Origin of the sequence: Brachybacterium sacelli (genome assembly GCF_017876545.1) — a bacterium.
Taxonomy (GTDB): domain Bacteria; phylum Actinomycetota; class Actinomycetes; order Actinomycetales; family Dermabacteraceae; genus Brachybacterium; species Brachybacterium sacelli.
The window spans coordinates 78,225-92,007 of record NZ_JAGIOD010000001.1; the positions used below are offsets into that span (position 1 = coordinate 78,225).

Genomic DNA, 13,783 nt, shown 5'->3' on the forward strand with positions numbered 1-13,783 from the left:
GGTCCCGGACCCACGGGGCCTCGCCGCTCAGCGCGACCGGCGGTGAGCCACCCAGGAGCGGTGCAGTCCAGCGTAGATGCCGCCGGTGAGCTCGACCAGCTCGTCATGGGTGCCGTGCTCGACGAGGTCGCCGTGGTCGAGCACCATGATCCGGTCCGCCCGCTCCGCGGTGGAGAGCCGATGGGCGATGGTGATCGTGGTGCGGCCGCGGGCGAGGCCGTCGATCGCCTGCTGGAGCCGCACGTCGGCCGCCGGGTCCACGGCGCTGGTGGCCTCGTCGAGCACGATCACGTCGGGATCGGCGAGGTAGGCGCGAGCCAGCGCCACCAGCTGCCGCTCCCCCGCGCTCAGGGACTCGCCGCGCTGGCCGACGGGGGTGTCCAGGCCCTCGGGCAGCTCGTCGGCCCAGGTGCCCAGTCCCAGCTCGTCCAGGGCGCGACGCATGTCCGCCGCGGTGGCGTCGGGGGCGCCGTAGGCCAGGTTGCCGGCGACCGTGGTGTCGAAGAGGAACCCCTCCTGCGGCACCATGATCACGCGCGAGCGCAGCGAGGAGTACGGGATCAGGTGCAGCGGGATCCCGCCGATCGAGAGCTCGCCGCCGGCCGGGTCCATCATGCGGGTCAGCAGCTTGGCGAAGGTGGTCTTGCCGCTGCCCGTCTCCCCGACGATCGCGATGCGGCTGCGGGCGGGGATGTCGACGCTGATGCCGTGCAGCACCTCGGGCCCGGTCGGGTAGGAATAGCGCAGGTCGCGGATCTCGATGTCCAGCAGGCCCTCCGGCAGCGGCGTCGCGCCGGCCACGGGCGCGGAGCGGATGCCGGTGCGGGGGTCCAGAGCCCCGCCGGGATCGGCGACGTCGGCCGGGGTGTCGAGCACGCCGAGCACGCGCCGCCAGCCGGCCACGGCGTTCTGCGCCTGCATCAGCATCTCGATGCCCATGCGCACGGGCTGGCTGAACAGGGAGACCAGGAAGACGAAGGCGATCACGCCGCCGGCGGTGAGGTCCGCGCCCGACAGCGAGATCCCCAGCGCCTCGGTGCCCAGCAGGATGCCGACCACGACGACGACGGCGGTGGCCAGCCCGTCGGCGGTCTCCGAGAGGAAGAAGGAGGCCGACTGGGGTTTCAGCACGGAGAACTGGGCGTCGCGCACGTCGCGGACGCGAGCGGTCTGGGTGCCACGGGTGCGGGCCTCGACGCCGTAGGCGCGCACGGTGGCGGAGCCGACCAGGGCCTCCGAGACGGCGCCGAGCATCCGCCCGACCTCGGTGCGCACCTGCTGGAAGCGGACCCGGATGCGGCGCTGCAGCGTGCCCATGACCAGCAGGATCGGCAAGTAGCAGATCCACACCACGATCGCCAGCGGCCAGGAGTAGAAGACCATCACCGCGGTGGCGAGGACGAGCTGCATGCTCATCACCACCAGCATGATGCCGCCGAAGCTCATGAACTGGCTGACGGTGTCGACGTCGCTGGTCACGCGGGAGACCAGGGCGCCACGCTGCTCGGTGCCCTGGGTGAGCAGGGACAGGTCGTGGATGTGGCGGAACGCGCGCTTGCGCAGGGTCGCCAGCGAGGTCTCGGCCAGGCGGAACAGTCGCCGGTTCATGACGATGTTGCAGGTCGCCGTGGCCAGCAGCACGAAGGCCGCCAGTCCCGCGGCACCGGCGACGAAGGCGACGTCCGGCGTCTCGGGCGCGATGATGCCGCGGTCGAGGATGGCCTGCACCGCGATCGGGACCACCACCTTGCCGGCGGTGGCGATGACGGCGAGCAGGATCGTGATCCACAGGCCGTGCAGGGCGTCGGGGGTCAGCGAGAGCCCGCGGCGGACGGTGTGCAGGGCGGACTCGTCGGTCGCGACCTCGGTGCCCAGTCGTGAGGAGTCGCGGGCGGGAGCGGCGGTCATCGGCCCTCCTCCCGCTCGTCGTCGGCTCTTTCCTCTCGGTCTTCCTCTCGGTCGGCCTCGCAGTCGTCGGCCACGGCGGTGTCGTCCTCGTGGCGGTAGCGGCTGGTGCCGTGGCGTTCGACCGCGTCGGCGACGGTGCGGGCACGCTCGGCGGGCACCGCGACCGAGGGGTCGGGGCCGTCGCTGGGCTGCGGGCCGGAGGACTCCAGCAGGTTGTGGCTGATCGCGGCCTCGTCGTAGGCATCGACCAGGGAGCGGTAGCGCGCGTCGGCCTGGCGCAGGTGCTCGTGGGTGCCGGCGGCGGCGACGTGGCCGTGGTCGAGGAAGACGATCTGGTCCGCGAGGGAGATCGTGGACTTGCGGTAGGCGATCAGCAGCAGCGTGGAGGCGGTCATCTCGCGGCGGATGCCGTCGAGGATCGCCAGCTCCACGCTCGGGTCACAGGCGCTGGTCGCGTCGTCGAGGATCAGCAGGCGCGGTCGGCGCGCGAGTGCACGGGCCAGGGCGATGCGTTGGCGCTGGCCGCCGGACAGCGAACCGCCGCGCTCCCCCAGCTGGGTGTCCAGCCCGTCGGTCAGGGTATCGACGAAGGCTTCGGCCTGGGCCACCCGCAGGGCCCAGCGGACGGTCTCCTCGTCGATGTCGTCACCGAGGGTGACGTTCCAGCGCACCGTCTCGTCGAACACGAAGGCCTGCTGCAGCACGAGGGCGACATCGGCGGTCAGGGCGTCGGCCGTCAGGGAGCGCAGGTCCGCGCCGTCGAGGCGGACCGCACCGGAGGTGGGGTGGACGAGGCCCGCCGTGAGCAGGGCGAGCGTTGACTTGCCGGAGCCGGTGGCGCCGACGACTGCGAGCACGCGGGTGCCGCCCTCGGGATCGGCGCGCAGGGTGACCTCGTGCAGCGCCTCGGAGGTGCGCACGTGGTCCTCGGTGCTCGTCCCGCGGCCCAGGATGACCTCGGCGGGGTCGTCGCGGTAGATGAAGGAGACCTCGTCCAGGGCGAGCACGCCGGGCCCGTCGGGCAGCGGGTCGGGACCGTAGGTGCGCTCCTCGGTGACGTCGAGGATCTGCTGGACGCGACCGCCGCCGACCACGGTGCGGGAGAGGTCCCCGAGCACCCACCCGAAGGAGCGGATCGGCAGTGACATCAGCGTGAACAGGTAGGACACCTCGACCAGCTGCCCGGTGGTCAGGTGGCCGTCGCCGATGCGCCAGGCGCCGAGCACCGCGACGGCGAGGATGCCGAGGTTGGGCAGGGCGTCGATCATCGGGTCGAACCAGCCGCGCACGTAGCCGAAGCGGATGCCGGCCTCGCGCAGGTCGTCGGCCGCCCGGTCGAACCGCTCCTCCTCGACGTCCTCGCGGCCCAGGGACTTCACCACGTTCGCGCCGTCGAAGGACTCGTGGGCGATCTCGGCGACTTCGGCGCGCAGCTGCTGGGAGCGGACGGCGATCGGGGTCGCGAACCGTTGCAGCAGCACGTTGAGGATGATCAGCAGCACGATCAGCGCGAGCATGACCAGCAGGATCACGGGATCGATGCGGGCGACGACGATCGTGGCGTACACCAGCATCACGATCGTGGACAGCGCGAAGGGGAACGGCGCCATCGCGAAGAACGTTGCCTCGACGTCGGAGTACACCGAACTCAGCAGCGTGCCGGTGGACTGGCGGCGGTGCCACAGCAGCGGCACCTTCGCGTACACCGCGGCCAGGCGCTCGCGGTAGAGGCCGAACAGGTCGAACTGGGCGGCGGCGGCGAACACGCGGCGTGCCATCACCGAGACGGCGCGGACCACGGCGATGCCGAGGATGGCGAGGCCGCCGGCGAGGACCAGGCCGACCTCCGGGGCGCCGCGGAGGAAGGACGGGACGATGACGTCCTCGGTGACGCGACCGATGATCGAGGACGTGGCGATCTGCAGCAGCGCGAAGGCGGTGGCGCCGAGCACCGCCAGGATGAACCAGGTGCGCTGCTCCCGCGCCCCCGTGAGCAGGCGCTTCAGGCCCGGGACCAGCACCGCGGGGTGCGGGCGGTCCAGATTCGTGACCGGGCGCGCGGAGGCGGGCGACGGAGGTGGGGGCGCGGTGCGCGACGAGGGGTCGGCGGTGGTGGTCGCCGCGGGGTCGGATCGGGTGCTGTCGGACGGCGGGGTGGGCGCGGTCATGCCGCGACGAAGTGGACGACGACGGCGATCGCGAACACGATCGTGGCCAGCATGGCCAGGGAGAACTCGATCATGATGCCCAGGCCCAGCGCCTTGATCGCGATCCAGGCGGAGCTCAGGCCCTTCCTCCAGTCCTTCTGCCGCAGCGCCTCCGCGACGTACAGCCCGATGACGAAGCCGATCGGCAGACCCAGGAACGGGATCACGAAGATGCCGACGATACCGCTGGCGATGCCGACGTAGATCGGCCACATCGGGACCTCGGCCTTGTGCAGGGTGCGCCCAGTGAGGACGTAGCTCGTGGTCATGCCGATCGCGCCGAGGACGAGGATGATCCCGAACGCCACCCAGGAGGTCCAGCCGCCGGCGACGATCGCCCAGATCAGCGTCGCGATCACCAGGGTGATCGTGCCCGGCAGCACGGGCACGATGATCCCGACCAGTCCGACGATGTACGCCAGAGCGACCAGCACGGTCACGATGATCTGGACGGTGAGGGAGTCCACGGGTCCTCCGGGAGAAGCAGGGGTGCGGGCGCGAGCGGCCGACGGGGAAGCGCTGTACCGGGCCTTGACCATCCTATCGGCGGGGCCGACGCGCGGTGAACCGCTCAAGGAACTGCCCTCTACCCGGCCCGCTCCCGCGGATCGGTGGACCACCCGGTGCCGGGACGGACCCAGGGGTGCGACCCCTCGGCATACCGCAGGTGGAGCAGGGCCCGGCCGCTCGGCGTGAGGGGCGTCACGCCTCAAGGCCGCGAGGGCCCTCGAAAGACCTGCTGAGAAGACCTGCACGTGTCCGCCGGGTGGAGGTGGTGTGCATTCCCCGACCCCGCTGTGGCCGCTCAGAGGCGCGCGCCGTAGCGTTCCCCTCGTGAGCGAGTTCCTGCGCCTGGGCGTGGTCGGGGTGGTCGGAGGCCTCGGCCTCTTCGTCCTCATCCTGGCCCCTGCCGTACTGCTGCAGCGCCGACGTTTCGGCAGCGTGCGGCCGCTGCGGCTGGTCGGTGTGGCCGTCATCTGCATCTACACCATGGGCCTGGCCGGGCTGACCGTCGCTCCCGCCTACGAGATCGCGGAGACCTGCAGCAACCGGACGGGCGGCGAGCTGCGACCCTACCCCTTCAGCACCATCGGGGAGATCCTCGAGGTGCGCGCCGAGGGCACGTCCTTGCCGGGCCTGCTGGTCAGCTGGCCGTTGCTGCAGCTGGCGGCGAACGTCGTGCTGTTCATGCCGCTCGGAGCGGTGCTGCGCGGGGTGTTCCGGCTGGATGCCACCACCTCGCTGGCGATCGGGGTGATGCTGTCGGTGCTGATCGAGGCCACCCAGTACACCGGCGCCTGGGGGCTGTACCCGTGCGGGGTGCGGATCGCCGACATCGACGACGTCTTCGCCAACTCGCTGGGAGCGCTGCTGGGGGCGCTGGTCGCGCCGTGGCTGACCCGGCTCGGCGTGCCGCTGTTCGTGCACGAGCGCCCGCTGGACGTCGAGGATGCGTGGGATCGTCAGCACGTGGACGTTCCCGACCGGGACGCGCGGCACTGAGGCGAACGGCATGTCGAGGACGTGGACCAGCAGGCGATCCCTGCTGACGGCCGTCGGCCTGTTCGCGGCGGGAGTCGCGGCAGGATGCACGTCCAGGGAGACCGACGAGCGCCTGGCCACGCAGGAGCATCCGGTCACCAGTGCGTCCGGCGACTTCACGGCGGCGCTGGTTCCCGACGGCGTCGAGCTGCATCCGACGATCCGGGACGCCGAGGGCATCGAGGTGTGGACCGACGATCTCGGCCACGTGAACCGGTACGTGCCCGGTGTGGTGTGGGAGCGGGGAGCGGACGTGCTGTGGGTGCTCTCGGCCGATCACGGGAACGCCAGCGTGCACCGGCAGGACGACGGGACCTGGGCGAAAGTCCCCGGCAGCGAGGGCATGCCCCAGGACATCGCCGAGCTCGCCCGGTGAGCCGTCAAGGCAGACGCACGACCTGTCCCGCGTAGGAGAATCCGCCCCCGAAGCCGATCAGCAGCGCGGTGGCACCGGCGGGGAGACGGCCGGCCTCGCGCATCCGTGAGATCGCCAGCGGGATGGTGGCGGCGGAGGTGTTCCCGGAGGTCGTGACGTCGTCGGCGACGATCGTGTCCTCGCGCAGTCCGAGCGACTCGGCGAGCGGCTCGATCATCCGCAGGTTCGCCTGGTGCGGCACGAAGACGTCGATATCCGACATCTGCAGACCGGCTGCCTCGACCACCTGGCGGGCGATGACCGGTGCGTCCCGCAGGGCCCATCCGAGCACCTTGCGCCCGTCCTGGGCGAAGAACCCGTCCGGCGGGCTGATGGTCACCGCTTCGACGAGATCCGGGACGGTGCCCCACACGACCGGGAACACACCGGGATCCTCGACCGCACGCAGGACCACGGCGCCGGCGCCGTCCGCGGTGAGGACGCAGGTGGTGCGATCGGTGAAGTCGGTGACGGCGGAGAGCTTCTCCGCTCCGATCACCAGGGTCGTCCCGGAGGCGCCGGCACGGATTCCCTGGTCGGCGACGGCGAGGGCGTGGCTGAATCCGGAGCAGGCGGCACCGATGTCGAAGGCTGCGGGGGCGGAGAGGCCGAGCGCATGGGCGACGCGACCGGCCGCGCTCGGGGACCTCTCGGTGTCGGAGCAGGTCGCGACGATGACCTGGGTGACCTCCGAGCGGTCGATCCGGGCGTCGGCGAGGGCCGCGCGCGCAGCGTGGGTCGCCATCTCGGCGACCGTCTCGGACTCGCCGGCGATGCGTCGCTCCTCGATCCCGGTGCGGCGACGGATCCAGTCGTCGCTGGTCTCGACCATCTTTTCGAGGTCACGGTTGGTGAGGATCCGATCCGGCCGGTGATGACCGATGCCGATGATCGTGGACCCGGTCCGGGTGGGGGTCATGGAGGTCCTTCCTGCGGGGTGCAGTCTGCGGGGCGCAGCCAACGGGTTTCAGCCTGCGGGGCACAGCGGGGAGCGGCCGGCGGGGATGCCGAGCGGGGTCCATCATGGCGCACCTCCGGCTCGGTGGTTCACGCGGTGATGGTCACGCTCGAGCGGTCGTCGGCGCCGCGGCGCACGTGGATCTGCTCGGCGATCTGCGCCTTCATGTCCCCGACGTGGCTGACGATTCCGATCGTGCGGCCGTGCTCGGCGAGCCGGCCGATCTCCCGCACCACCGTCTCGAGGGTCTCGGGGTCGAGCGAGCCGAAGCCCTCGTCGATGAACAGGGTCTCCATCCGCACTCCTCCGGCCTCGCCGGTGACGATGTCGGCCAGCCCGAGCGCCAGGGCGAGCGAGACGAAGAAGGTCTCGCCGCCCGAGAGCGTCTCGGGAACGCGCACCTGGTCGGTGCGGCGGTCCATGACGAGCAGGTCGAGGCCGGTCTTGCGGGCACCGCGACTGCCGGTGTCGCGCAGCAGTTCGAGGTCGGAGCCCGAGAACAGGGCCAGTCGCGCGTTCGCGGCCTGCACCACGGCGTCGAGTCGCCACATCAGCACGTAGGTGGACAGCTGCACGCGGTCCCCGTCGGCGGAACGTCCGGTCGCGAGGTCGGCCACGCGCACCACGACTCCGGCCTCTTCGCTGACGGTCTCGACCTGGGCCGACGCGGCGGCGAGCGCTGTGCGGGCCTCGGCCCCGCGTTCGGCGACCGCCTCCAGGCGCGCGGCGATGCCGGCGGCCTCGCGGGAGGCGCTCTGGGCGGCGGTGAGCTTCTCGGTCGTCGCGGCGAGGGCCGCCTCCGCCTCCTGGCGGGCTTCGTCGGTCGCGGTCGTCTCGGTGATGCCTTCTTCGGCGAGGCCGTCGGCCAGGCGGGATTCCTCGACGGCGCGGGTCTCGACGAGACCGGAGAGGCGGCGGCGCTCGGGATCTTCGAGGACGGCCGCGCGGGCCTGGTCGTCGGTGGCGAGGCCGGAGGCGGCCAGGGCCTCCTCGGCCTCGGCAGCGAGCTCTGCGGCCTGCTGTTCGGCCTCGGTGCGTTCGCGCAGTGCTTCGCGCAGGCCGGTCGCGGCGCGAGCGGTGTCGAGGTGGCCGCGGCGACGAGCGGCGATGCTCTCGTCGTCCTCGCGTGCCTCGATGATCTTGGTGCGGTCGGCCTCGAGGGTCTTCTCGAGCTCGCTGATCGCGGTGCGTTCGCGTTCGACGGCGAGCGCCTCCTGCTCGCGGCGCGTGGCCAGTCGTGCGGTCTCCTCGTCGTGCCGAGTGATGCTGGCGTCCAGTTCGCCGGCCTTCGTCTCCGCGTCCCGGGCGGCGGCGACGCGATCCTTCGCCGCGGTGACCGCCTGCTGGGCGTCCTCGGGGGTGCGCTCCCCGGCTGCCTCCTGGAGCCGGGTGAGCTCCTGCGCGGCGAGGGCGTGGGCCTGATCAGCGCGGGTCTGCTCGGTCTCGGCCGTCTTCCTACGGGTCTCGGCCGCTTCGACCTGATCGGGGGTGACGGAGTCCTCGGCGGGATCTGCCGGGTGAGGATGCTCGAGCGCTCCGCAGACGGGGCAGGCCTTGCCCGAGGTGAGGTCGACGGCGAGCTCGGCGGCGATGCCGGCGAAGCGGCGGTGGCGCAGCCCGGCCTCGGCCGTCGCGAGTTCCTGTGCGGCGGCGAGGGCGCGAGCGGCCTGGGCCTTCGCCGTTTCGACGGCCTTGCGCTGGGCTACGGCGGCGGTCGCGGCGCCGTGCTGCTCCTCGGCGGTGCGCAGGGCGAGGCGAGCGTCACCGAGCGCGGCCGCGGCGGTGCGCCGGCGTTCACGGTCCTCGACGAGCTTCTCCCGGGTAGCGGGGCGCTCCGCGGCCCGTTGGACGAGTGCCTCGAGGGCCCGAACCGCAGCGGCGAGGCTCTCGCGGCGGTCGGTGAGCTCCTGCTCACGGCGGGGCAGGGCGTCCTCGAGGGCGACGAGATCGGCGAGTGCGCCGGCGGCGGAGGTCGCCGCGTCAGCTGCTTCGGTCAGATGCCGGGCGGCCTCGTCGGCCGCGGGCGCGGCGGCGTCGTCGTCGTCGGCGGCGGCGGCGGCCATGGTGGCGTCGTCCGCGTCGTCGGCGGTGGAGGCGGACTCTTCGTGCTCGGTCCCGGCCGCGGCGGCCCTGAGCAGGTCGACGAGCGCGGGGTGATCGGTGCGGGTGGTGCTCGCCCGCTGGGCGAGGCGTTCGATGGCGTCACCGGCCTTCGTCGAGGCGGTGTCTCGGCGCTGCAGGAGCGCCGCGACGGGCCGGGCCGTCTCGTCGCGGCGCAGGGCCGTGCGTGCACTCTGGACCGTCGGCCGTTCCTGCTCGAGGCGAGCGGCGAGGGTGTCGAGGTCGCGGCGGCGGTCGAGGCGCTTGCGGGCAGCTCGGGCCTCGTCGGCGGCGGTGCGGGCGCGCTGCTCGGCGGAGGCTGCGGTCTCGGCATGCTCCGTGGCCGCCGTGGCGCGGGCGGTGGCGCCGGCGAGGTGCTCGTCGGCGAGCGTGGCGAGTGGCTCGAGGCGCAGCGCGGCGGCGCTCTCCTGCAGCGCGGCCGCGCGCTCCTCCCCGACCCCGGCCGCCTCGAGGTAGCGGGCCAGCGCTCGCCCGAGGGTCTCCGTCGCGGCATCGACCTGCCGCTTCGCCGCCTTGCGCATCTCCTCGAGCTGCTTCTCGACGTCGGCGTAGATCTCGGTGCCGAACACGCGCTGCAGCACCTGCTGGCGCTCCCCCGTGCCGGCGCGCAGGAAGCGGGCGAACTCGTTCTGCGGCAGCAGGACGGTCTGGGTGAACTGCTCCCGGGTCAGCCCGACAGCGCGCTGGATCTCGCGACCCACCTCGTCGATGCGGGTCGCGAGCGCTTCGACGTCGGCGCCGCCGCCCGCGGTGTCCGCGACCACGGCGGGGATCAGCTGCGGGGAGCCGATCCGCCACAGCACGGCCTTTGCCTGTTCCGGGGTGGTCCCCGTGCCGCGCTTCTTCGCCCGATCGAAGGGCGGCTGGCGGCGCACGCGGTAGATGCCGGAGCCGGTCTCGAACACGAGGTCGACGACGCTCGCCGCGGTGGGTGGAGCGAACTGGGAGCGGATGCGGTCGCCGCTGGTGGCGCTGCCGGCGACGTGGCCGTACAGGGCGTAGACGATCGCGTCGAGGATCGTGGACTTGCCCGACCCCGTCGGCCCCTCGAGCAGGAACATGCCGCTGGCCCCGAGAGCCGCGAGGTCGATGTCCACGGTGCCGGCGAAGGGGCCGATGCCGGTCAGGCGCAGGTGATGGAGCCTCACGAGGCCTCCCGCTTTCCGCGCGCCTGCGTGTAGGCCTGCTCGAGGACCTGATGCTCGGCGGAGGTGGGGTCGGCGCCGGTGGCCGCGGCGAGGAACTCGTCCATCACCTCCAGCGGGTTCTGCTCGCGACGCACCACCGGGGAGTGCTCCCGCGCGATGCGACCCTCGGGCTCGTACTCGGTGACCAGCAGGTGTTCGAAGGCTTCCCGCAGCTGTTCCTGCAGGTGCGCGGGCCGGGCGGTGTCGGTGACGACGGCCTTGACCCAATCGGTGCCGTGCAGATCCTGCTGGGCGAGGATCTCCTCGAGGGTGCCGCGCAGCTCGGTCAGGGGTCTCGGGATCGGGGTCTCGATCCGCTCGACGCTCACCGCGACGGCGCCGTCCTCCTCCCCGCGGGCACCGAGGTCGACGAGCAGTACGGACTTGCGGTGCCGGCGCTCGGAGAAGGAGAAGGCGAGCGGCGAACCGGAGTACCAGGCGGGGGCGCCGACGGTGCCGGTGAGGTCCTGGCACCCGTGAAGGTGGCCGAGGGCGAGGTAGTCGATGCCACCGAGCACGCCCGCAGGCACCGAGTCGACGCCGCCGACGGACAGGTCCCGCTCGGAATCGCTGGCCTCTCCCCCGGTGACGAAGGTGTGGGCGAGCACGACGGTACGGGCGCCCGGATGCGCCGCGGCCCGCTCGCGCACGCGGTCCAGGGCGGCACGGGTGACGGCCTCGTGGCTGCGGGCGAGCGGCTCGGCGCCGTCGGCCGCGAGCTCCGTGCGGGCGCGGTCGGGCTCGAGGTAGGGCAGGCCGAAGAACAACACCTCGCCGTGGGCGTCCTGCACGCTGACCGGGTGCTCGATGCCGGGCACGTCGGTGAGCAGATGGATGCCGGCGCGCATGAGGGCGCGGCCGAAGCCGAGCCGCTCGGCGGAGTCGTGGTTGCCGGAGGTCAGCACCACGGTGGCACCCGTGTCGGCGAGACGCGCGAGAGCATCGTCCAGCAGCGTCACGCTCGAGACGGCGGGCACGGCGCGGTCGTACACGTCGCCGGGGATCACGACGACGTCGACACTCTTCTCGGTCACCAGGTCGACGAGCCAGTCGAGGAAGGCGGCCTGGTGCTCGTGCAGGTCGACCTTGTGCAGAGTGCGCCCCAGGTGCCAGTCCGAGGTGTGCAGAATTCTCATGGGCCCGAGCCTACGAGCGGCGGCCGACGGATGAGCACGCCGACCCGGCACGACACGCAACGCGACGCGACACGTCCCGCGCTGTCCTGTTCCGGCCCAAGTCACCTGGCCCAGCACGCCGCTCAGGTTAGGCAGCCCCCGCCCGACCGGGCCCAACCCTGATCGACTTTTGCCGGCCGCACGACCGGTGCAGGACCCCACACCGGTCGGGGCGGTGCATAACTCGGCGGGAACCCACTTTGCCGCCAGCTCCTTCGAACCGCGGGCGAGCAGCGCGACGTCGGCCCCGACGAGCAGGAAGTCCACTCCGTCGGCCGCGTAGCCGCGCGCCACCTCGGGATCGAAGGCGTTCACGCCGACGGGCAGTCCCGCTGCAGCCGCCGCGTCGATCGCGCGGCGCACACCCGCGACCACGTCCGGATGGGACTGCCGGCCGAGCAGGCCCATCGAGGCGGCGAGGTCGGAGGGCCCGACGAAGATCCCGTCGATCCCGATTACCGCCAGGACGCGGCGGTCGACAACGCCCGCTCCCTCGTCGCCGACGCCCTCGAGCGCGGTCGAACCTGACCGCCGGTGGCTCCCCGATCGCCAGTCCGGGCACGTTCTTCGAGGTCAAGGTGCTGGCCGGGGCAGCGGCGGGCAGTCAGCCAAGCGTCATCGACGACCCCATGGCCCACCGCCGGTCGCCGCCGGGGGCCGCACCGTCGACCGCACCACCGACCGCTCCGCCGTCGCCCGCTACCCCTGGTAGGTCGCCTCGTCCAGGCCCGACATGGTCGGGTCGTGGTCGAGGTGACCCACCTCGTACATCGAGCTCATCCAGTGATAGAAGTTGTCGCCGCGCGCCTGCAGCCGCCGGTAGAGGTCGGCGAGCATCTCCGCGCGCGGCCCCTCGAGCTCCGGGTCGTCGTAGCGGTTGGTGAGCTCGTCGGGGTCGGTCACCAGGTCGTAGAGCTCGTTGCGGGACTCCGGGTTCACGACCAGCTTGTAGCGGCGACCGCGCAACATGCGCTGGGCGATCGGGAAGTGGTGCCCGTGGAACTCGCACAGCACGTGGTCGTCCCATTCCACCTGCTCACCGCGCACGATCGGCAGCAGGGAACGCGAGTCCACCGCGGGAGAGGTGTCGAGCCCCGCGAGATCGAGGAACGTCGCCGGCAGGTCCAGCAGCGTCACGAACTCCTCGCGCACCTGGGGCGGGCACCCGGGCACCCGCAGCAGGCCGCCGGTGCGGTAGATGTCGTCGTACATCGCCGGCCCCTTGTCGTGCAGCCGGTGGGAGCCGGTGAACTCCCCGTGGTCGGAGCTGAAGGCGACGGCGGTGGTGTCGGCCAGGCCCAGCTCCTCCATGGCCGCCAGGATGCGCCCGAACTCGTGATCGATCATGGTCACATAGCCCCAGTACACGGCGATGAGCTTGCGCGACTGCTCCTCGGTGAGGGTGTCGAAGGCCCAGTGCCGGGAGTAGTTCTCCTGCACCGGGGGCTTGTCGGCGAAGTCCTCGGCGATCGAGCGCGGCAGCTCCACGTCCGCCGGGTCGTACAGGTCGAAGTACTCGTCGGGGATCACGTAGGGCAGGTGCGGGCCGGAGAAGCTCGAGACCACGAAGAAGGGGGTCTCGCCGGTGCGGGCGCCCTCGGCGTAGCGGGTGAGCATCTCGATGGTGCGGTCGGCGAGGTAGTGCTCGAAGGTCGCCTCCAGCGGCTGGTGCAGTCGCGCGGCCAGCAGGTTGGAGACCTCCCCGTTGGGGAAGGTGCCGCGGATGCGATCGCTGATCGCGTAGGGCGGATGACCGTGCTCCTCGAGCCACGCGAGGTAGTCGGGATGGTCAACAGTGTTGTGCCAGCCCGGGTAGTGCTCCGCCTCGAAGCCGAAGTCGGCGGCGGTCCGCTCCTCGCCCACGTGCCACTTGCCCACGAGTCCGCACTCGTAGCCGTGCTCGCGCAGCGCCTCGGGCACCGTCCACTGGTCCTCGGGGAGGTCCTCGATGTAGCCGACGTTGCGCTCGTGGTTGGCCAGCAGCTTGTGACGGAAGGGGGCGGCGCCGGTGAAGAGGGAGGCGCGAGCCGGGGTGCAGATCGCCGTCGGCGTGAACCAGTTGTCGAAACGGGTCCCGCTCGCGGCGAGCGCGTCGAGCGTCGGGGTGCGGCAGATCGTGTTGCCGTAGCAGCCCATGGTGTCGACCCGATGCTGGTCGGTCATGAGCATGAGGATGCTGCGGCGACCCTGCGGTTCGGGTGCGGCGGAGCCGGTGGTGGCGGCGACGGGTGCGGAGGGGGTGGTGGACATGCGGGGGCCTTTCCGGTCGG

General features: G+C 72.2%; 10 protein-coding genes and 1 pseudogene. 3 read left to right on the forward strand and 8 right to left on the reverse strand.

The window, feature by feature from the left end; all coding sequences use genetic code 11:
• Positions 1-27: 27 nt before the first annotated feature.
• The 3 genes from JOF43_RS00370 to JOF43_RS00380 are packed head-to-tail and all read right to left on the reverse strand — an operon-like array spanning position 28 to position 4,582.
• Complete coding sequence (locus tag JOF43_RS00370; protein WP_209897757.1) at positions 28-1,908, reverse strand: ABC transporter ATP-binding protein; 1,881 nt, start codon at positions 1,906-1,908, stop codon at positions 28-30.
• A complete protein-coding gene (locus JOF43_RS00375; RefSeq protein WP_209897759.1) occupies positions 1,905-4,076 on the reverse strand; it encodes an ABC transporter ATP-binding protein in 2,172 nt (723 codons plus the stop codon). Before JOF43_RS00375 ends, JOF43_RS00370 begins: the two co-directional genes overlap by 4 nt.
• On the reverse strand, positions 4,073-4,582 hold the full coding sequence (locus JOF43_RS00380) for a DUF456 domain-containing protein (RefSeq protein ID WP_342592051.1): 510 nt from the start codon (positions 4,580-4,582) through the stop codon (positions 4,073-4,075). The genes JOF43_RS00375 and JOF43_RS00380 overlap by 4 nt, the downstream gene beginning before the upstream one ends.
• A gap of 367 nt (positions 4,583-4,949) precedes the next feature.
• Between JOF43_RS00380 and JOF43_RS00385 the strand changes: the two genes are divergently transcribed.
• Both JOF43_RS00385 and JOF43_RS00390 read left to right on the forward strand, forming a co-directional pair.
• Complete coding sequence (locus tag JOF43_RS00385; protein ID WP_209897762.1) at positions 4,950-5,618, forward strand: VanZ family protein; 669 nt, start codon at positions 4,950-4,952, stop codon at positions 5,616-5,618.
• A 10-nt stretch (positions 5,619-5,628) separates the two neighbouring features.
• Entirely contained in the window at positions 5,629-6,033 is a 405-nt protein-coding gene (locus tag JOF43_RS00390; protein ID WP_209897764.1) for a hypothetical protein, read from the forward strand.
• Positions 6,034-6,037: 4 nt separating this feature from the next.
• Here the strand turns inward: JOF43_RS00390 and JOF43_RS00395 are convergent, their stop codons facing one another.
• From JOF43_RS00395 to JOF43_RS23240, 4 genes and pseudogenes are all read right to left on the reverse strand, one after another.
• Entirely contained in the window at positions 6,038-6,991 is a 954-nt protein-coding gene (locus JOF43_RS00395) for a beta-ketoacyl-ACP synthase III (RefSeq protein ID WP_209897766.1), read from the reverse strand.
• Positions 6,992-7,119: 128 nt separating this feature from the next.
• On the reverse strand, positions 7,120-10,299 hold the full coding sequence (locus JOF43_RS00400; protein ID WP_209897768.1) for an AAA family ATPase: 3,180 nt from the start codon (positions 10,297-10,299) through the stop codon (positions 7,120-7,122).
• Entirely contained in the window at positions 10,296-11,474 is a 1,179-nt protein-coding gene (locus tag JOF43_RS00405) for an exonuclease SbcCD subunit D (RefSeq protein WP_209897769.1), read from the reverse strand. Before JOF43_RS00405 ends, JOF43_RS00400 begins: the two co-directional genes overlap by 4 nt.
• 324 nt (positions 11,475-11,798) lie before the next feature.
• Positions 11,799-11,963 (reverse strand): annotated as a pseudogene (locus tag JOF43_RS23240) (aldolase/citrate lyase family protein); the annotation flags it as partial.
• Between JOF43_RS23240 and JOF43_RS22400 the strand changes: the two are divergent.
• Positions 11,895-12,041 carry a hypothetical protein gene (locus JOF43_RS22400; protein ID WP_245353969.1) on the forward strand — a complete coding sequence of 49 codons (147 nt, stop codon included), beginning with the start codon at positions 11,895-11,897 and terminating at the stop codon, positions 12,039-12,041. The pseudogene JOF43_RS23240 and the gene JOF43_RS22400 overlap by 69 nt on opposite strands.
• A 171-nt stretch (positions 12,042-12,212) precedes the next feature.
• Here the strand turns inward: JOF43_RS22400 and JOF43_RS00415 are convergent, their stop codons facing one another.
• A complete protein-coding gene (locus JOF43_RS00415) occupies positions 12,213-13,763 on the reverse strand; it encodes a sulfatase family protein (protein WP_209897771.1) in 1,551 nt (516 codons plus the stop codon).
• Positions 13,764-13,783: the final 20 nt, after the last annotated feature.